Consider the following 17059-nt stretch of genomic DNA (forward strand, 5'->3'; position numbering starts at 1 on the left):
TTCCGATGACCAACTACACTTTCCGTTCCGTGACGTTGCCCGGGGATACTGCGCTGCTGCATTCGTGGATTGCCACCGCGCATGCCTCCTTCTGGTGCATGGCCAACGCAACCGAAAAGGAAATCGAAGCAGAATACCGCACATTGCTTGGCACCCCAGACTACGAAGTCCTCTTCGGCATCGACGCATCAGGGGACGAGAAATTCCTTGTCGAGCTCTACGACCCCGCAGCATCGCCCCTGGCCGATGCGTACAACTACGTCCGCGGCGACCGTGGACTGCACTTCCTGGCTCCGGCAGCCACCGAGCCGCAGCCTGGGTTCACCCTCGAAGCTCTCTCCTCTGCCATGGTCCAGGCTTTCGCCCTGCCCGGAACCGAACGAATCATCGTGGAACCTGACCTGCGCAACAAAGCCATCCATGCCCTGAATGCCCGAGTTGGCTTCCGCCCGGTACGTCCAGTGGAGCTCTCCGAAGCAGACGGCTCAATCAAGCAGGCACTTCTGTCCATCTGCACTCGCCAGGACTTCGAAACCGCTACCGGCCGCGGCTTGGAATCCTCATTCCTCTCCCCTGCACGTTGGGACATCGCCAACCGCCATGTCTTGGCCAAGGCCCTGGGCGAATTTTCGCATGAGCGCCTCCTGGAGCCTGCCGGCCATGGAGAAAACCGCTACTCAGTCCAGAAGGATGCCCACCGCTACAGCTTCAGCGCCCAGCGGTACCAGCTGAACCACTGGTTGGTTTCACCGCAGTCCGTGGAACACCACCACTTCGTTGACGGCAGCTGGCAGCAGGCAGAGGTGGACGCCATTGAGTTCATCACCCACTTCTGCCAGGAACTCACGCTTTCCCCGGTGCAGCTGCCCACCTACCTTGAAGAGCTCTCATCCACGCTGGCCAGCCACTGCTACAAGCAGGTTCATGCAACCCATAATTCAGCACAGTTGGCCCGGTTCGACGGCACAGCCGCACAGTCCTTCCAGCTCATCGAATCTTCCATGACCGAGGGCCACCCGTGCTTCATAGCCAACAACGGAAGAATGGGCATCGGGCGCACCGACTACCTGAGGTACGCCCCCGAAACCGGTTCCGCCCTGCACCTTGGCTGGGCTGCCGCCCACAAGTCCCGAGCACAATTCGACGCCGTGGATTCGCTGGATTACGAAGGGCTGCTGGCCGCCGAGCTGGATCCAGCCGAGCGCCAGCGCTTGGACGCGGCCCTGGAGGCCACCTTGTCCGGCACCGGCTATGCAGCCGGGGACTACATCTTCATTCCGGTACACCCTTGGCAATGGGAGAACCGCCTGTCGATCACGTTCGCCAATGATATTGCCCGCAAGCAATTGATCTGGCTGGGCACCAGCGTTGACGAGTACCAGGCGCAGCAGTCGATCCGCACCTTCTTCAACCTGTCCAACCCGGAACGCCACTACGTCAAGACGGCAATGTCGATCTTGAATATGGGCTTCATGCGCGGGCTCAGTGCCGAGTACATGAAGGTGACTCCCGCGATCAACCAGTGGTTGGGCGAGTTGTTCGCAAAGGACCCGGTGCTCTCGACCCAGCCGGTCGCCCTGCTGCGTGAAATTGCGGCCGTAGGCTACCGCAACCCGCAGTTCGAAGCAGCCACCGGCATGAGCGATCCGCAGCGGAAGATGCTGGCTGCGCTTTGGCGGGAGTCCCCGATCAGCCTGCTGGGCCCGGAAGAAAAGTTGGCTACGATGGCCAGCCTATTGCATGTCGATGCGTCCGGCAGGTCCTTTGCCGGCGCCCTCATTCGCCGCAGCGGGCTAGCACCGGCCGACTGGCTAAGCCGTTACCTCGATGCCTACCTCATTCCGCTGGTGCATTGCCTGGCTGCCTATGATTTGGTGTTCATGCCGCATGGCGAAAACGTGATCATGGTGCTTGAGAACGGTGCTGTGAAGAAGGTCCTGCTCAAGGATCTGGGCGAAGAGATTGCCGTGCTCTCGGACCGGGTGGAACTCCCGGAGGAGATTCGCCGGGTACGCACCGGTGGAGATCCGGTATTGTCGGTCTTCACGGATGTCTTTGATTCGTTCTTCCGCTTCCTCGCGCCGCTGCTGGATGCCGAAGAACTGCTTTCCGAAGCAGATTTCTGGAAGACCGTAGTTCAACGGCTGCTGGATTATCGCGGGCAGCATCCGCAGTTCGCTGAACGCTTTGATCAGCTGGGACTTTTCGCGCAGAACTTCCCGCTGTCGTGCTTGAACCGCCTGCAGTTGCGCAACAACCAGCAGATGCTGGATCTCGCCGACCAGTCCGGAGGCCTGCTCTACGCAGGCGATCTGGAGAACCCGCTGGCCACCGCCCTCATTCCCGCTGGCTGATTTGCCAGCTTCCCCAGCATCGCGCCGTACAGTCATCGTGCGGCGCGATGCTTGCTATTTCCGCGGCTGTGCCGTGATCCTGCGTGCCAGCTCGCCAACCCCTGCGCCCTGAAGCCGCGGGAGGACCTGTTCCCTTCCGGCCATCGCCAGGACCAGATCCAGCAATTCGCCACGCACCTCGGGACCGTTCCCGCAACTGAAAGCGTCGTCCGCCGCCGACATCCGCAACCCCTTAACCAGGGTGCTGCTATTGACTGCGAAGTCCTTGGAGGCGAAGAATCCTGCCACCGCTCGCAGTGCCGTGGGTTCAGGCTGCAGGATCAGATCGAGTGCCTGGGCGATGTCCTGCCCGTGCACTACCACTTCGCCCAGCAAACCGGTCACCGAGTTCAGCGGGGCAATGGACTTGCTGGCAGAACGATTGAAATTATCCAGCGTTTGCCGGGCGCCGTCCCCGAGCTGCAGGCGCAGCAGCCGCTCGTTGTGCCGGTCGGCATTGAATCCGGAACGAGCCATATTCACCAGCCAGCGGGCGGTCGAGGTGGATCCGGCGGCCGCCAGGTGCGCCGCCACATCGCGGATCTGCCAGTTCTCGCACAACGATGGGGCGTTCCACTGCTCCGGCGCCAAGCTGCCCAGCAATCCTGCCAACCGCGCACGCTCGGCATGGACCAGCTCCCAATGCCATCTCGCATCCTTCATGGCGCCTCATCCCCATAGATCCAGTACCGGCTCAGCTTCCAGGAGCATACCGGATTTCCGGTTGCCCCATCTTGCCACTGGTCAAATGGCGGTTCTCCAAAGCCCCGAAAAATATCTGGAAAATCTTGGTACTAAGTACTGCTAAATACCGCTACTTAGTTGTACTTCCTACTTGTACTCAATGACACTAAGTAGAGAGGGGTGCACCATGGCCACACAGATGACCGAGATGCTCAAAGGCACCTTGGAAGGGATCGTCCTGGCGATCCTGGCCGAACGCCCGGCCTACGGATACGAGATCACCACGGAACTGCGCGAACGCGGCTTCACCGATCTGGCCGAGGGGACCATCTACGCACTGCTGGTGCGCATCGAGCAGAAAGGCCTCGTCTCGGTGGAGAAAGTCCCGTCCGAAAAAGGGCCTCCCCGCAAAGTCTTCACCCTCAACCCCAGCGGCAAGCAGCAGCTCGACGACTTCTGGACCACCTGGAACCTGCTCGTCTCCCGCATCAACAACCTCCTCCCCCACCCGAGCACCCCGCAGAAAGGGCACTGATCATGGTCGCCAAATGGATTGAAACTTTCACCGGCTCACTGGAGCAGAAGAAGCAGTACAGCAGAGCATGGCACGCCTCAAGACCCTGCCCCAGCCCTATGCCAAGGCCGCTGCAGGAGTGCAGCGCTACCTGCTGAACCAGAGCGGGATCACCGACGCCGAAACGATGATCTCCATGTATTCGGACCTGGCCGACCTCTTCGAAGGAGCAGCCGCCAACGGCACCGCGCTGCGCGAACTGCTTGGCCAGGACCCGGCGGAATTCGCCGACGACTTCGCCCAGGCCTACGGGGGCAAGCGCTGGACCGACAAGGAACGCACCCGCCTGGCCGACACCATTTCCGAAGCAGAGAACGAATCGAAGGAGCAATGACATGAATACCGCGTTGGCCCCGGAACCGGCCATCGAGGTCACCGGACTGGCCAAGTCATTCAAGAAGCTGCCCGTGCTGCGCGGACTGGACTTCACCGTGCAGCCCGGCAGCATCTTCGCCTTGCTCGGTTCCAATGGCGCCGGCAAGACGACGCTGGTGCGGATCCTGGCCACCCTCCTTCCCGCCGATGCGGGAACCGCCCGGGTCTGCGGAGCTGCAGTGCGCGAGAACCCGGTCCAGGTCCGCCGGTCGCTGGGCCTGACCGGGCAATTCGCCGCAGTGGACGAGGTCCTGACCGGGCGCGAAAACTTGCTGCTGATCGCGCGGCTGCTCCGCTTGAAGAATCCGCGGTCCATCGCCAACGGCTTGCTGGAGCGCTTCAACCTCTGCGACGCAGCGGACCGGCCCGCAGGAACCTACTCCGGCGGGATGCGCAGGCGCCTTGATATCGCCATGGGACTGGCCGGCAACCCGCCGGTGCTCCTGCTCGATGAGCCGACCACGGGACTGGATCCCCAATCGCGCCGCGAGACCTGGCAGGTGATCCGCGACTTGGCCGAGTCCGGCACCACGATCCTGCTCACCACCCAGTACCTGGATGAAGCAGAGCACCTGGCCGATCAAATCGCCATCCTCCACGAGGGCACCATCATCCACCAGGGCACGCTGGCCGAGCTCCAGGCCCTGCTGCCGCCGGCCACCACCGAGCTGGTGGCCAAGCGGCCGAGCCTGGAGGAGATCTTCCTGGAACTGATCGGCCACCACCAGCGAACCGAAGGGAGCAAGCCATGAGCATCGCGGCACTGCGGGAAACCAGAATCCTCACCGGGCGCTCGATGCGCCACGTTGTCCGCAGCCCCGACACCATCATCACCACGGCCATCACCCCGGTGGCCATGATGCTGCTGTTCACCTACGTTTTCGGCGGGGCTATCGGCACCAGCGCCACCGGACCGTATATCAACTACCTGCTGCCCGGGATCCTGGTCATCACCATCGCCTCCGGGGTCGCCTACACCTCCTACCGGCTGTTCCTGGACCTGCGCGATGGGCTGGTGCAGCGCCTGCGCTCCATGCCGATCTCCCGCTCCAGCGTGCTCTGGAGCCATGTGGCGACCTCGTTGGCGGCGAACCTCCTCTCCCTGGCGCTGGTACTGGGGGTCGCCCTGGCCATGGGCTTCCGCTCCTCCGCCTCCATGGCAGCGTGGATCGCCGTGCTCGCGCTGCTGTGCCTGGTGACCCTGAGCCTGACCTGGGTAGCGGTGCTTGCCGGCTTGAGCGCGAAATCGGTGGATGGCGCCAGCGCCTTCAGCTACCCGCTGATCTTCCTGCCCTTCATCTCCTCGGCGTTCGTTCCCACCGAGTCAATGCCCGGGCCGGTGGCCTGGTTCGCCGAGCACCAGCCGATCACTGCCATCGTCGATTCGCTGCGCGCCCTGCTGTCGCAAGGACCCGTGGGTTCCGAGCTCTGGATCGCCCTGGCCTGGCTGGCAGGCATCTTGATCCTGGCTTGGGCGCTGGCCACGCGGATCTACCGGAGCAAGACCTCCAGCTGAGCGGCGGGCGCTCCGCACGGGACGCGCGCCGTCTGCAACTGCCATGGAAAGCAGCGCAAGCCCCCGACTTGAACATTGTTCAAGTCGGGGGCTTTTCGTGTACATTGGTGCCAGCAATTGAACACCGTTCAAGAATGGCTGCACCTTGGCAGGCAGCCATCCAACCAGGCGAAGGAACCCATGAGCATCCCCGCGCAGCGCACCGACACCGCAGATTTCACCGAGCTGGCCGCACGCATCTCCGCTGGCCACCAGCTCACCGCAGCAGAGGCCCTCGGGCTGCTGGCCACCAGCGACGCGCAGACGTCGGCACTGGTCAGTGCGGCCGGGGTGCTGCGGCGCAAGCATTTCGGCAACACCGTGAAGGTCAACTACCTGGTCAACCTGAAGTCCGGCTTGTGCCCCGAGGACTGCACCTACTGTTCCCAGCGTCTGGGCTCCAAGGCCGAAATCCTGAAATACACCTGGCTCAAGCCCGGCGAAGCGGTGCGCCAGGCAGGTTTGGGCATCGCCGGCGGCGCCTCGCGGGTCTGCATGGTCGCCTCCGGCAAGGGACCCACGGACCGCGATGTGGAACGCGTCGCGGACATGATCGGCGCATTGAAGGAAGCGCATCCGCAGGTCGAGGTCTGCGCCTGCATCGGCATCCTGAAGCAGGGGCAGGCCCAGCGGCTCAAGGAGGCCGGCGCCGACGCCTACAACCACAACCTGAATACGGCCGAGTCCCTCTACCCGGAAATCTGCAGCACCCACAGCTTCGCCGAGCGCGTCTCCACCGTCCAGCAGTCCAGGTCCGCCGGCCTCTCCCCCTGCTCGGGGCTCATCGTTGGACTGGGCGAAACACCGGAGCAGCTGGTCGAGGCGATCTTCGCCTTGCGCGCACTGGAGGCCGATTCCATTCCGGTGAACTTCTTGATGCCTTTCGACGGCACTCCGCTGGAAGGCACCTGGAACCTGACCCCGCGCGCCTGCCTGCGGATCCTGGCCGTAGTGCGGCTAGCCTGCCCGGACAAGGAAATCCGGATGGCCGGCGGACGCGAAATGCACCTGCGTTCCTTGCAGGCCAATGCCCTGGAAGTGGCCAATTCGCTGTTTCTCGGCGACTATCTGACCAGCGAAGGGCAGGATGCGAAAGCCGACCTGGCGATGATTGCCGACGCGGGGTTCGTGGTGCTGGGCCAAGAAGGCCAGGACCCGGCGCAGCTGGCCAGGACGCTGCGCGAAGCCGCCGGCCATGCTTCGCGCCAGCCGGAGGATGCGGGCAACGCCGGGGCCAGCGGGTGCAGCGGATCGTGCTGCACCTCCGTTGCTTCCCCGGCCTGCGGCAGCGCCTCCTCGGGCTGCGGCACCGGCACGGCCGAACCGGTGCTCCGCCGCCGCGGCGCCGGGACCGGGGAAAGCCCGAACGCCTGATCGCCGCCATGCCGGCCTCTGCCTATGCCGAGAGGTCGGTGGGCAGGGTGAGAATCTCCGCGCCAGTTTCCGTGATGGCAATGGTGTGCTCGGTGTGCGCCGTGCGGCAGCCGGTGGCGCTGCGCAGGGTCCAGCCATCGCGGTCGGTCACCAGCTTGCTGGTATCGGCCATGACCCACGGTTCGATGGCCAGCAGAAGACCGGGACGCAGCGTGTACCCGCGTCCGCGGCGGCCATCGTTGGAAACGTGAGGATCCTGATGCATGGTGCTGCCGATGCCGTGGCCGCCGAATTCCATGTTGACCTTGTACCCTTCGGCGGTCAGCACCGATCCGATGGCGAAGGACAGGTCGCCGATCTTGGCTCCGGGACGCGCCTCGGCGATAGCCGCAGCCAGGGCGCGCTGCGTGGTCTCGATCATCTTCAGGTCTTCTGCACGCGCAGCCGTGCCGACAATGAAGCTGATCGCCGCGTCGGAGGCGATGCCTTTCAAGGTGACGGCCAGATCCAGGGTGAGCAAGTCGCCATCGGCCAGCTGGTAGTCGCGAGGCAGTCCATGGAGCACCGCATCGTTGACTCCCGTGCAGATGTAATGGCCGAAGGGGCCGCTGCCGAAGGACGGGGCGTAGTCGAGGTAGCAGGAGACCGCGCCGGCCTCCTCGATCATTTCCTTGGTCCAGGCGTCGATTTCCAAGAGATTGGTGCCGACCTGCACGCGGTGCTTGAGCGTATTGAGGATGTTTCCGACAAGGCGTCCGGTCTCGCGGGCGCGCTCTACTTCGCTGGCTGTGAGAATCTCGATCATTCCAATTACTATACCGGTATTTTAATACCGGTATAATGGTCTCATTATGGTCAGACTGCCGCTTACCGCCCGGGAAATCGAACAGGGCAAGAACCTCGGCGCGCTGCTTCGGCAGGCACGCGGCGAACGAACAATCCTCGACGTCGCGATCCAAGCCGGCCTCTCCCCCGAAACCCTGCGGAAAATCGAAACCGGCCGCGTCGCCACTCCCGCTTTCTCCACCATCGCCGCTGTCGCGGCCGCGCTGAGCCTATCGCTCGATGAGATCTGGTCAACCATCAACTCGCAGAATACCTGCGGCTCTCCAGCACTTCACCCCTCACAGCTATCGCACCGCTAATTCGCAGGGCCTGATCCCTTCTGCATGTACATGTTGACGCGTACATAACTAGTATGTACACTTTTTTGCGTACATGCACGCCTTTCGGAGTTAAGGAAATGAACGTGGCAAGCCGCCTCACTCGACCTCTAACCATTCCCTCCGAAGAGGAAATGGACCTATTCGAAATCATGGCCGCTCTGGCCGATCCGGTCAGGCGCGCCATCATCGCTCACATTGGCGCAACCCCCGGTGGCGCGTGCAGCAGCTCGGACTTTGGTGTCTCAAAGTCGGCACTCACCCGGCACTGGCGCATCCTCAGGGAATCCGGCTTGATCAGGCAAGAGGTTGATGGCACCCGGCACCGCAACTGGTTGCGCACCGAAGAACTGGATCATCGATTCCCTGGACTCATGGATACGGTTCGCCAGGAACTTGCCCGCACCACATAAAATTCTTCACCCTTAGATACCTCATCGACCACAAGATAAGAATTCGGAGCAACCCATGAGCACAACCAAGATCGGGATTATCGGTAGCGGAAATATCGGCCAGGCCATTGCTCGCCTAGCTGTGGCCGCTGGCGCCACCGTGGCCATCGCGAACTCACGCGGCACCGCCTCGCTCGCCGACGTGGTGGAAGAACTCGGCGACAACGCGCACGCGGCAACCGTTGCTGAAGCCGCTGAATATGGCGATATCGTCGTGTTGGCCATCCCGCTGTCGGCTTATTCGGACCTTCCAACCCAGGTGCTTGCCAACAAGACGGTCCTATCCACCGGCAACTACTACCCATCCCGCGACGGGCGCATAGAAGTTCTCGATTCCTTGAAGTCCACTACTGCGCAATTGGAAGCATCGCTCCTTCCCGGCGCCCGCATCACCAAAGCCTTCAACAACATCGTGGCGCATCACATCCCGCTTCTGGTCAATTCAGCTCCGAGGACCGCGTTGCCAATATATGGCGATGACCTTGCTGCCAAGACCGAAGTGCTGGAACTTGTCCAAGCGTTGGGCTTCGACACGGTCAATGCCGGAACCTTGGCTGATTCGTGGCGCGCCGAGCCCGAATCCGGTGGCTACACTCACGTCTACGCCCAAGATCCCGCTAATTTCTACTCCGCGCACCTTGCCGATCGCGGTCAGCCAGTGACTATCGCGCAGCTCGAAGAGGCGCTCGCCACTGCGCATCGAGCCGGCGTCGCCGCCCGCCAGTTCTAGCAGACCACGAGGCTAGGACTGGAATAACCATTCGAGACTACTTGTTGCCTCAAGCATGAAGAACATCGGATTCTTGTCCTTCGGCCACTGGACCGACCACCCGCAATCAGGCACCCGCACCGCCTCCGATGCCCTGCTGCAGGCCATCGATCTGGCGGTCGCCGCCGAGGAGCTCGGCGCGGACGGCGCCTATTTCCGCGTGCACCACTTCGCCCAGCAATACGCCTCCCCGTTCCCGCTGCTGGCTGCCATCGGCGCGCGAACCAGCCGCATCGAGATCGGCACCGGCGTCATCGACATGCGCTACGAGAACCCGCTGTACATGGCTGAGGATGCAGGCTCCGCCGACCTGATTTCCAATCGCCGCCTGCAGCTGGGCATCAGCCGTGGTTCGCCCGAGCAGGTCATTGACGGGTGGCGCCACTTCGGCTTCGAGCCGCGCGAGGGCGAATCGGATGCCGATATGGGCCGCCGGCATACCGAGCGCCTGCTCGAGGTGCTTTCCGGGGAAGGCTTCGCCGAGCCTAGCCCGAACCCGATGTTCCCCAATCCCCCGGGCCTGCTGCGCATCGAGCCGCATTCGGACACCTTGCGCGAACGCATCTGGTGGGGTTCCGGATCCAATGCCACTGCAGTGTGGGCCGCGAAGCTGGGCATGAACCTGCAGAGTTCCACGCTCAAGGACGATGAATCGGGCAAGCCCTTCCACGTCCAGCAGGCCGAGCAGATCCAGCTCTACCGCGACGCCTGGAAGGAAGCCGGCCACTCACGCGAACCGCGCGTCTCGGTGAGCCGCAGCATCTTCGCACTGACCGATGAGCGCGACTGGCAGTACTTCGGCCGTGACCGCTACAGCTCGGACCAGATCGGCAACATCGATGAGAAGACCCGTGCGGTCTTCGGCAAGTCCTATGCCGGGGAACCAGATGAACTGGCCAAGAAGCTGGCCGAAGACGAAGCCATCGCCGCGGCGGATACGCTCCTTCTCACCGTTCCAAACCAGTTGGGCGTGGACTACAACGCCCACGTCATCGAATCAGTGCTCAAGCACGTGGCCCCGCTGATGGGCTGGCGCTGAACCGGCTCATTCGTTACGCGGATCCCTTCCCCATTTATTCCATTGAGACCCACGCCACTAGGGTAGATCAAAAGACTTAGACATTTGCACGCAGAATCAGGGAGCAACTCATGAGCAAGCCATTGAACGTCGCCTTCATCAAGGCCAGCTGGCATGCGGATATCGTCGACCAGGCCCTGGCCGGCTTCAAGGCCGAGATGGATTCTTCCGGGCAGGAATACACCATCAATGTCGTCAGCGTACCCGGCGCCTACGAAATGCCGTTGCAGGCCCAGCGCCTGGCGAAGACCGGCAAGTACGATGCCGTGGTAGCCGCAGCCCTCGTGGTTGACGGCGGCATCTACCGCCACGACTTCGTTGCCCAGGCGGTAGTGGACGGCTTGATGCGGGTCCAGCTGGATACCGATGTACCTACTTTCTCGGTCAGCCTGACCCCGCACCACTTCCACTCGAATGATGAGCACCAGGGCTTCTACTTCGAGCATTTCCTGAAGAAGGGCGCCGAGGCGGCCCGCGCGGTTCAGGCCGTGGCGGCTATCGAGCTCTAGGGAATACGCGAAAAACAGGCGTGCCGCCGTGAACGCCGTTGTCAACGGCCAAGGCAGCACGCCTGTTCCTATTCAGGACCAAGCCCTAGGCGCGATCTACAAATGCCTTATTTCGCGCTTTCCTTGCTTCCATAATGCAATATCCAAAATTCGTAATAACGACAAATGAGGTTGGCCGGCCTCAGCCCTGATCGCTCTGAGCTTGTCTACAAATTCCGCGGCCTCGGAAGAACCGTCGTGGAAGGCGGAGTACCAAACGATCCATTGTTCTCCACTGCCTTCGATCCCGGCAACTGCTTTGACAACCGAATCGTAAACCGGAATCAAGTCCGGCCGCTTGCGAGCCATGATCTTGCTTGCCGTGGTTTGGCCGACCTTCCAAGGGTCTTCATGTTGCCGTAGAAGCGACCACAATTTATCCGCAGGCGATCCCTCATCGAGATATTTCTCGAATAATTCTGGCATCAAATTCTCGAACTTCAAGTCCTGCGGAATCTGGGACAGCAATTCGCTGATTTGCTCGGCTAGCGTTTCGAGGATTCCCAAGGAAGCCTGCGCTGGCACGTCAACGGAGAGCATCGATACCGCCACCAAGTCGGTCGCAGTGATTCGATGTGGATCAGTATCGACACCTTCACCAAGAGTTTCAAAGCGCGATCCAGAATACTTGGGCCGACCGTTTCCCATGGTCCCGAAATAGTCCCTTACATCTTCTACCGCAGTGCTGAAGTCTACTTTTGATCGAAGTTGCATTTACGCTGACCCCCATTGTTGGTTGAAGATTTGATTATTTCACCGTACCTGAAAGTACCGACAAGTTGGGCTCTCAGCCATGATTCGGGAAATCAGTCGTCGCCTATTTGTCCCTCATCCTTCGTACGCTCTTTACATGATTGATTTCAATAATTCCTCTGTCTTCAAATTGGGCCCATGGGACCTTTCACAAGTCGCACCGGAGATCGTACCCATGATGGTCACTGGCGAAGAGCTACTAAGCGCTTTCAAGGGTGCACGCGACTACGTGGTCTTCAGCAACAAGAGACTCATCGCCGTCAATGTGCAAGGCATGACCGGCAAAAAGCGGGATTACACCTCGTTACCGTATTCGAAAGTCCAGTCGTTCTCCGTTGAAACAGCTGGAACCTTCGATCTGGATGCGGAGCTGGACCTGTGGTTCAGCGGGTTGGGCAAAGTTCGTCTGGAGTTCAAGGGCAAAGTTGATGTCCGGGCCCTCTCTCAGCTCATCGCCTCCTACGTGCTCTAGCAAGACAGCACGCCTGTTCCTATTCAGGGCGAGACCGCTGGCTGCTACCAAGCCTCGCGCGGGCTGAGCCGGGCTGCTGCCATTGATGCACCCAGAATGATGGTGCGCATGAAGCGTTCGGCCGCTTCGATCAGCAGCCGTTCCCCGTCATCCACTGCTTCTTGCAGCGTCATCGGGATCGGCATGATCGAGGCAATGGCGTCAATTCCGATATCGTGCACGTCTCGGCAGCCGCGGCCCAGAGTTCCTGCCAGGGCCACTACCGGCACCCCATGCAGCGCCGCGCGCCGCGCTACCTCCGCCGGCACCTTGCCCTTGGGCGTCTGGAAGTCGATGGCGCCTTCTGCGGTGATGACCAGATCCGCTCCGCGCAGCATCGAGTCCAGATCGATGCCGGCCAAGCCCGAGTCCAGGATCGCCTCGAAGCGAGGCAACAGCACCGCCCCCACCGCCGCCAAGCCAGCGCCCAGCCCGCCCGAAGCACCCGTCCCCGGGGCCAAAGCGAAATCCGTGGAGCGCGAGGACTCCAGCGCATCGCGCCGCAGGATCGAGGCCCAGCGTTCGAAACCTGCTGACATGATTTCGACCTGTTCCGGAGTTGCCCCCTTCTGCGGACCGAAAACGCGGGCCACTCCGCGCGGGCCGGTCAGCACATTGTGCGGGTTCAGCGCCATGGTGATCCGGACATTCCCGGCAGCCAGGGCCGGGTGCAGGCCGGACAGATCCAACCGGTCCACCGATCCGAGGTCGTTGCCGCCGGCCTTGACCTCATGGCCGTTGGCATCAAGGATTCGTGCACCCAGCGCCTGCAATGCCCCCATGCCGCCATCCGAGGTACCCGAATCGCCGCAGCCCACGAGGATCTTGGAGGCCCCGGCATCAATGGCGGCCGCGATCAGCTCGCCCACACCGTAGCTGGTGGTGGTTCCCGGATCCCGCTGGTCGCGGGGAACCAGCCGCAGGCCCGCAGCGGCGGCCATTTCGACGACTGCCGTTCCGGCCGCTTCGCCACCGAGCATGGCGTAGTGGGACTCGACTTGCTGTCCGACCGGACCGGTGACTGCCATTGGCACCAGGTGGCCGCCGGTAGCGCACGCCAAGGTTTCTGCGGTGCCTTCGCCGCCATCGGCGATGGGCACTGCCTTGACCGTGGCTCCGGGCAAGGCCCGGCGAACCCCGGCGCCGATGGCCGCCGCGACTGCCGCCGCGTCGAGGGATTCCTTGAATCCGGAAGGGGCGACCAGGATGCGTTGTGGAAGTGCGTGTGCCATGATTCGTTGTCCTTTTCAGTGAGGATGAATGCGATGAGATGTGAAGCTACGAGGTGGTTCAGAGAAACAGCGGCAGTCCCATGGCCGGCCAGATCCAGAAGGCGAAGACCAGGACCAGCAGGACCATGAGCGGTCCGAGCACCGCGCTCAGGCGCAGCAGGTCTGCCGGCTTATAGGTTTCGATGCCCTCGATCTCGGAGAACAGGTTCACCGGCTTCGCGCTGCTGGTCAGTGTGTGGCAGAAACCGGCAGCGGCGGTGGAAGCCAGGGCAATGGCTACCGCGTTGACCCCGACGCCCGGGGCCAGCGAGACCACCAGCGGAATCAGCACCGCTGAGCGGGCCGAACGAGACTGGATGACCAGATGCGCCGCGGCAGAGACCACCACCACGAGGACGGTGAAGACCCAGGGTGCGGCAGCGCCGAGCTGCTCGACGGGGCCAAGCACCTTGCGGGCCAGCCATTCGGCGGCTCCGCTTCCGGCGAGCGCCGTGCCCAGGGTGAGGGTCGCGGCCATGAAGATGAGCATCGACCACGGCACCGCCTTCAATGCCTTGGCCAGGCCTACAGAGCCATATCCCGGGCTGACTACCAGCAATGAACCAAGCAGGGCCACGATGGCGGGATGGAGCTGGTGCAGGGGCTCGGTGCACCAGAGCACCACCACAGCCGAGACCAGCAGCGCTGCCCTGGATTGCCCCACCGTGAGCGGACCCGAGAGCGGCACCGGCGAATACTGCTGCAGCCGCTCGATGCCCACCGCCAGCGGTTCTGCGCGGTCCTCCTTGCGGGTGAACATCCACAGCACCAGCTCGGCGCACAGATGGGAGGAAACGAAAGCCAGCGGCAATCCGTAGACCAGCCAGCCGGCGAAGGAGAATCCTTCATGGCCCGCGGTGGCGAGGATCTGGCTCGTGATCAGGTGCGCTCCGGCGCCCAGATAGGATGCCACTGCCGAAAGCAGGATAACCGAGGGGAAAACCAGGGACAGGGCCAGGACGATGCGGCGGCGATCCACCAGCGCCTTGGCCAGGGCAATGAAGACCGGAATGGCCAGGGCCGCGCGCCCGGAAGTGGACGGCACCGCGAATGCGGTAGCCACCAGCACGCCGGTAGTCAGGTGGATCAGCTGCCGCGGGGTGTTCGCCCCTGCGGCTATCCATGCTGCGGCGCGGGTAGCCAGTCCCGTGGCGGTGATCCCCGCCGCGATCACGAAGGCGGCCAGCAAGAGCCAAATGGTGTCTTCTCCCAGCGAGGAGAACAGGTCGGCTTCGGGCAGCACGCCCATGAGCACCAGCACCACTGCTGCGCCCAAGGCGATAAAGGTATCGCCTACTGGCGAGAAGACCCAGAGCCAGATGGCCAAGGCGAAGACCGCCAGGGTCAGGGCCCCTTGGCCTGGCAATGCCTGCACTGTCCCCGCATCTGGGCCGAAGGCTCCATAGGCGCACCAGCCGAGAAAGCCCAGCAAGACCAGTGCGGCGATGATTCGCGCTGCGTTCTGCTTGCTCCACCGGTTTCGTGCCGCACCGGCGTTGCCCTGTTCCGCGGCCTGGTCCATGGAGCGCTGGGCGGTGTAGCGGAATCCCGAGCGTGGCGCGGTTGGCTTGATGCTCATGACTCACCGCCCAGGCTGCTGGCCATGGATTGGGCGAATTCTTCTTCGCAGCGGATGCCTTGTCCGGCATCAGCTTGCGGGAGGGAAAATCCGAAACTTGTTCCGTTGCCGTTTCCGGATTCCACCCAGGCCGTGCCGCCGTGGGCTTGCGCGACCGCTTTCACCACGGCCAAGCCCAAGCCCATGCCGGATCCCTGCTGGCCGGCTTCCGGGGCACTGCGATAGTTTTCCAGCAGGGCACGGGCCTGGTCCGGGTCCAACGCCGGTCCATCGTTGGCAACCCAGAAGCTGGCCATGCCCTTTGCTGCGGCAGAACCGATCCGGATGCTTTCTCCATCCTCGGTATGCGCGACGGCATTTTGGATCAGTTGGTGCATGGCCTGGGCAACGCGCAGCGGATCCAGCCACGCCTGGGCCTTGGCAGACTCGGCTATGCGGAATCGGCGGTCCGGGTGGGCGCCCGGGCGGGCGGCTGCCGCGGCAACGTCCGCCGTGACTTCGCCGACGGGCACCATTCGGCGCTGGATGAAGTCCGGGTCCGAGCTTTGGGCCAGCAATTCCAGGTCGGCAAGCGTCTGCCCCATCAGTGAAATGTGCGCCTGCGCGGTGCTGATGATCCTGCCGCGTTGCTTCCGGGGCACCTCTTCCTCGTTGAGCTTCTGCAAGGCAGCTGCCATCTTGCGTTGCGGGCTTCCCAGGTGCTCTCGTGCTTCGGCGATGAAGTGGCGTTGGGCCAGATGCGAAGCTTCAACCCGGTCAAGCATCGCATTCAGTGTCCTGGCCAGCTGCGCCAAGTCGTCGCGTCCTTCAACCGGAACGCGGGCCGAGAGGTCATTGGCGCTAATCGAGGCGGCGGTTTCGCTCATGGTGCGGATGGGACGCATGATCTGCCCGGCTGCCAACCAGGCGATCCCCGCGGTCAAGGCCAGTCCCCCGGCGGCCACGCCGAAGAGCATGGTTGCCTGCCGGTTGGCTTCTTCCTGGGCCCCGCCAATGAAGTGCGCGACGACCAGATGGGCTTGGTGCCCCGCCCCGCTGGCTCCGGAGGCATCCTTGGCCTCGGCCTTCGCCCAGCGAACCGTCCCGTGGTTGCTCTCCAGGATTCCGGAGGTCTTCGCGTCATCGAGAATACGGCCCAGGAGCACGGGGTCATCAGCCAGCCAGGTCCCGGCCTGGTTGGCTGCGGTGCCTGCGGTGAGCACCCGTCCATTGGCCTGCGCGAGAATCGCTTCGCCGGCCATCGGCTGCTGGCGGGCCAGATAGCGTTCCATCAATTCACCGATCGAGGAAAACGGGCGAGCTGTCTTCGGGTCCAGTCCCTCGGCGGCGAAGGTCCGGAACTCCTCGATTTCCTGCGCGATGCCCACGTTGGCAGCTTCGGCTACCTGGCCGGACATGATCGAACGCATCGAAACCGTTACGGCCAGCAGGGCCAGTGCAGTAGTGAGCACGATCCACCCGACAATGCGCAACCGTGCCGACACCGTTGATCCCTGGTGCTCATGGATATCAGCCATTGCCGATCAGCTCCTCAGCTTGCGCTTGTGCAGCAGCGGGCTCGGGAGCCGGTGAGAGCTGGACAATGATTGGCTGCTGATGCGGGATGGGCGGATTGGCCTTGTCGGCAAGTGCCTGGCTGGCGCCGGCCAGTCCCGCTGGCACGGCCAACACCATGAGGATGAGAAGTATGCGGCGATTCATGCTTTGAACATTAAAAGACCCTTGTGAGGAGCGCATTAGGCGGTGGTGAGAGGATTATGGCGCGTCCATGAGAAGCAAATGAGAGCGAGCGAATCGCCCCGGGTTCTCGCGTATTTCCGAGGTCCGGCAGCGCGGGGAATTCCTTGAAAATTTTCCCGATCTTCCTATTTCCGGTGTTCATGTTGTGGTCGCAATCCGCGAGCTGCGGGCTTCCTCGCCGCCAGGGCAAAAGAAAAGAGGTTCCGCCACCCCTGATGGGATAGCGGAACCTCTGCGAAT

General features: G+C 62.7%; 19 protein-coding genes. 12 read left to right on the top strand and 7 right to left on the bottom strand.

Annotated elements, in window-relative coordinates; translation table 11 throughout:
• The first annotated feature begins 5 nt into the window (after positions 1-5).
• Positions 6-2354: a GNAT family N-acetyltransferase gene (locus tag ACIQTS_RS07395; protein ID WP_402472372.1), complete on the top strand. Its 2349-nt coding sequence runs from the start codon at positions 6-8 to the stop codon at positions 2352-2354.
• A gap of 54 nt (positions 2355-2408) precedes the next feature.
• Here ACIQTS_RS07395 and ACIQTS_RS07400 read toward each other — a convergent pair whose 3' ends face one another.
• Positions 2409-3056 (bottom strand): maleylpyruvate isomerase family mycothiol-dependent enzyme, encoded by a 648-nt coding sequence (locus tag ACIQTS_RS07400; protein ID WP_402472374.1) that lies wholly within the window; start codon positions 3054-3056, stop codon positions 2409-2411.
• A 208-nt stretch (positions 3057-3264) separates the two neighbouring features.
• Between ACIQTS_RS07400 and ACIQTS_RS07405 the strand changes: the two genes are divergently transcribed.
• From ACIQTS_RS07405 to bioB, 5 genes are all read left to right on the top strand, one after another.
• Positions 3265-3612, top strand: a complete 348-nt coding sequence (locus ACIQTS_RS07405) for a PadR family transcriptional regulator (RefSeq protein ID WP_400290321.1) — start codon at positions 3265-3267, stop codon at positions 3610-3612.
• A 67-nt stretch (positions 3613-3679) separates the two neighbouring features.
• The gene (locus ACIQTS_RS07410; RefSeq protein ID WP_400290320.1) at positions 3680-3985 is read left to right on the top strand and encodes a DUF1048 domain-containing protein; all 306 of its coding nucleotides are present in this window, start codon (positions 3680-3682) and stop codon (positions 3983-3985) included.
• A gap of 1 nt (position 3986) precedes the next feature.
• Positions 3987-4778, top strand: a complete 792-nt coding sequence (locus ACIQTS_RS07415) for an ABC transporter ATP-binding protein (protein WP_402472377.1) — start codon at positions 3987-3989, stop codon at positions 4776-4778.
• Positions 4775-5542 carry an ABC transporter permease gene (locus ACIQTS_RS07420; protein WP_402472380.1) on the top strand — a complete coding sequence of 256 codons (768 nt, stop codon included), beginning with the start codon at positions 4775-4777 and terminating at the stop codon, positions 5540-5542. The genes ACIQTS_RS07415 and ACIQTS_RS07420 overlap by 4 nt, the downstream gene beginning before the upstream one ends.
• A gap of 180 nt (positions 5543-5722) precedes the next feature.
• The gene (gene bioB, locus ACIQTS_RS07425) at positions 5723-6955 is read left to right on the top strand and encodes a biotin synthase BioB (RefSeq protein ID WP_402472383.1); all 1233 of its coding nucleotides are present in this window, start codon (positions 5723-5725) and stop codon (positions 6953-6955) included.
• A gap of 22 nt (positions 6956-6977) precedes the next feature.
• On the opposite strand, the gene map is transcribed toward bioB, so the two are convergent.
• The gene (gene map, locus ACIQTS_RS07430) at positions 6978-7760 is read right to left on the bottom strand and encodes a type I methionyl aminopeptidase (RefSeq protein WP_105657224.1); all 783 of its coding nucleotides are present in this window, start codon (positions 7758-7760) and stop codon (positions 6978-6980) included.
• A 46-nt stretch (positions 7761-7806) separates the two neighbouring features.
• Between map and ACIQTS_RS07435 the strand changes: the two genes are divergently transcribed.
• From ACIQTS_RS07435 to ACIQTS_RS07455, 5 genes are all read left to right on the top strand, one after another.
• Positions 7807-8100 (top strand): helix-turn-helix transcriptional regulator, encoded by a 294-nt coding sequence (locus ACIQTS_RS07435; protein ID WP_105657223.1) that lies wholly within the window; start codon positions 7807-7809, stop codon positions 8098-8100.
• A gap of 104 nt (positions 8101-8204) precedes the next feature.
• Positions 8205-8531, top strand: a complete 327-nt coding sequence (locus ACIQTS_RS07440; protein ID WP_105657301.1) for a helix-turn-helix transcriptional regulator — start codon at positions 8205-8207, stop codon at positions 8529-8531.
• 16 nt (positions 8532-8547) lie between these two features.
• Entirely contained in the window at positions 8548-9300 is a 753-nt protein-coding gene (locus ACIQTS_RS07445) for an NADPH-dependent F420 reductase (protein WP_286134163.1), read from the top strand.
• A 55-nt stretch (positions 9301-9355) separates the two neighbouring features.
• The gene (locus ACIQTS_RS07450; RefSeq protein WP_105657221.1) at positions 9356-10378 is read left to right on the top strand and encodes an LLM class flavin-dependent oxidoreductase; all 1023 of its coding nucleotides are present in this window, start codon (positions 9356-9358) and stop codon (positions 10376-10378) included.
• A gap of 110 nt (positions 10379-10488) precedes the next feature.
• Entirely contained in the window at positions 10489-10926 is a 438-nt protein-coding gene (locus tag ACIQTS_RS07455) for a 6,7-dimethyl-8-ribityllumazine synthase (RefSeq protein WP_105657220.1), read from the top strand.
• Positions 10927-11022: 96 nt separating this feature from the next.
• Here the strand turns inward: ACIQTS_RS07455 and ACIQTS_RS07460 are convergent, their stop codons facing one another.
• Positions 11023-11679: a DUF6308 family protein gene (locus tag ACIQTS_RS07460; protein WP_332727455.1), complete on the bottom strand. Its 657-nt coding sequence runs from the start codon at positions 11677-11679 to the stop codon at positions 11023-11025.
• A 136-nt stretch (positions 11680-11815) separates the two neighbouring features.
• Here ACIQTS_RS07460 and ACIQTS_RS07465 point away from each other — a divergent pair, with 136 nt between their 5' ends.
• Positions 11816-12190, top strand: a complete 375-nt coding sequence (locus ACIQTS_RS07465; protein WP_013348303.1) for a PH domain-containing protein — start codon at positions 11816-11818, stop codon at positions 12188-12190.
• A 44-nt stretch (positions 12191-12234) separates the two neighbouring features.
• Here the strand turns inward: ACIQTS_RS07465 and ACIQTS_RS07470 are convergent, their stop codons facing one another.
• From ACIQTS_RS07470 to ACIQTS_RS07485, 4 genes are read right to left on the bottom strand one after another with little or no spacing between them, the layout of a single operon-like run.
• Positions 12235-13461 carry a glycerate kinase gene (locus ACIQTS_RS07470; RefSeq protein ID WP_402472387.1) on the bottom strand — a complete coding sequence of 409 codons (1227 nt, stop codon included), beginning with the start codon at positions 13459-13461 and terminating at the stop codon, positions 12235-12237.
• Between the two features lie 58 nt (positions 13462-13519).
• Positions 13520-15079, bottom strand: a complete 1560-nt coding sequence (locus ACIQTS_RS07475) for an SLC13 family permease (RefSeq protein ID WP_402472392.1) — start codon at positions 15077-15079, stop codon at positions 13520-13522.
• Positions 15076-16596: an ATP-binding protein gene (locus tag ACIQTS_RS07480; protein ID WP_332486669.1), complete on the bottom strand. Its 1521-nt coding sequence runs from the start codon at positions 16594-16596 to the stop codon at positions 15076-15078. The genes ACIQTS_RS07475 and ACIQTS_RS07480 overlap by 4 nt, the downstream gene beginning before the upstream one ends.
• Positions 16589-16780, bottom strand: a complete 192-nt coding sequence (locus tag ACIQTS_RS07485) for a hypothetical protein (protein WP_332499411.1) — start codon at positions 16778-16780, stop codon at positions 16589-16591. The genes ACIQTS_RS07480 and ACIQTS_RS07485 overlap by 8 nt, the downstream gene beginning before the upstream one ends.
• Between the last annotated feature and the right edge of the window lie 279 nt (positions 16781-17059).

This window comes from Glutamicibacter sp. NPDC090743, from assembly GCF_044769125.1.
In the GTDB taxonomy this organism is placed as follows: Bacteria; Actinomycetota; Actinomycetes; order Actinomycetales; family Micrococcaceae; genus Glutamicibacter.

Coding starts and splice junctions, on each gene's coding strand:
- ACIQTS_RS07395 (WP_402472372.1), top strand. CDS start 6: ATGACCAACTACACTTTCCGTTCCGTGACGTTGCCCGGGGATACTGCG.
- ACIQTS_RS07400 (WP_402472374.1), bottom strand. CDS start 3,056: ATGAAGGATGCGAGATGGCATTGGGAGCTGGTCCATGCCGAGCGTGCG.
- ACIQTS_RS07405 (WP_400290321.1), top strand. CDS start 3,265: ATGGCCACACAGATGACCGAGATGCTCAAAGGCACCTTGGAAGGGATC.
- ACIQTS_RS07410 (WP_400290320.1), top strand. CDS start 3,680: ATGGCACGCCTCAAGACCCTGCCCCAGCCCTATGCCAAGGCCGCTGCA.
- ACIQTS_RS07415 (WP_402472377.1), top strand. CDS start 3,987: ATGAATACCGCGTTGGCCCCGGAACCGGCCATCGAGGTCACCGGACTG.
- ACIQTS_RS07420 (WP_402472380.1), top strand. CDS start 4,775: ATGAGCATCGCGGCACTGCGGGAAACCAGAATCCTCACCGGGCGCTCG.
- bioB (WP_402472383.1), top strand. CDS start 5,723: ATGAGCATCCCCGCGCAGCGCACCGACACCGCAGATTTCACCGAGCTG.
- map (WP_105657224.1), bottom strand. CDS start 7,760: ATGATCGAGATTCTCACAGCCAGCGAAGTAGAGCGCGCCCGCGAGACC.
- ACIQTS_RS07435 (WP_105657223.1), top strand. CDS start 7,807: ATGGTCAGACTGCCGCTTACCGCCCGGGAAATCGAACAGGGCAAGAAC.
- ACIQTS_RS07450 (WP_105657221.1), top strand. CDS start 9,356: ATGAAGAACATCGGATTCTTGTCCTTCGGCCACTGGACCGACCACCCG.
- ACIQTS_RS07455 (WP_105657220.1), top strand. CDS start 10,489: ATGAGCAAGCCATTGAACGTCGCCTTCATCAAGGCCAGCTGGCATGCG.
- ACIQTS_RS07460 (WP_332727455.1), bottom strand. CDS start 11,679: ATGCAACTTCGATCAAAAGTAGACTTCAGCACTGCGGTAGAAGATGTA.
- ACIQTS_RS07465 (WP_013348303.1), top strand. CDS start 11,816: ATGATTGATTTCAATAATTCCTCTGTCTTCAAATTGGGCCCATGGGAC.
- ACIQTS_RS07470 (WP_402472387.1), bottom strand. CDS start 13,461: ATGGCACACGCACTTCCACAACGCATCCTGGTCGCCCCTTCCGGATTC.
- ACIQTS_RS07475 (WP_402472392.1), bottom strand. CDS start 15,079: ATGAGCATCAAGCCAACCGCGCCACGCTCGGGATTCCGCTACACCGCC.
- ACIQTS_RS07480 (WP_332486669.1), bottom strand. CDS start 16,596: ATGGCTGATATCCATGAGCACCAGGGATCAACGGTGTCGGCACGGTTG.
- ACIQTS_RS07485 (WP_332499411.1), bottom strand. CDS start 16,780: ATGAATCGCCGCATACTTCTCATCCTCATGGTGTTGGCCGTGCCAGCG.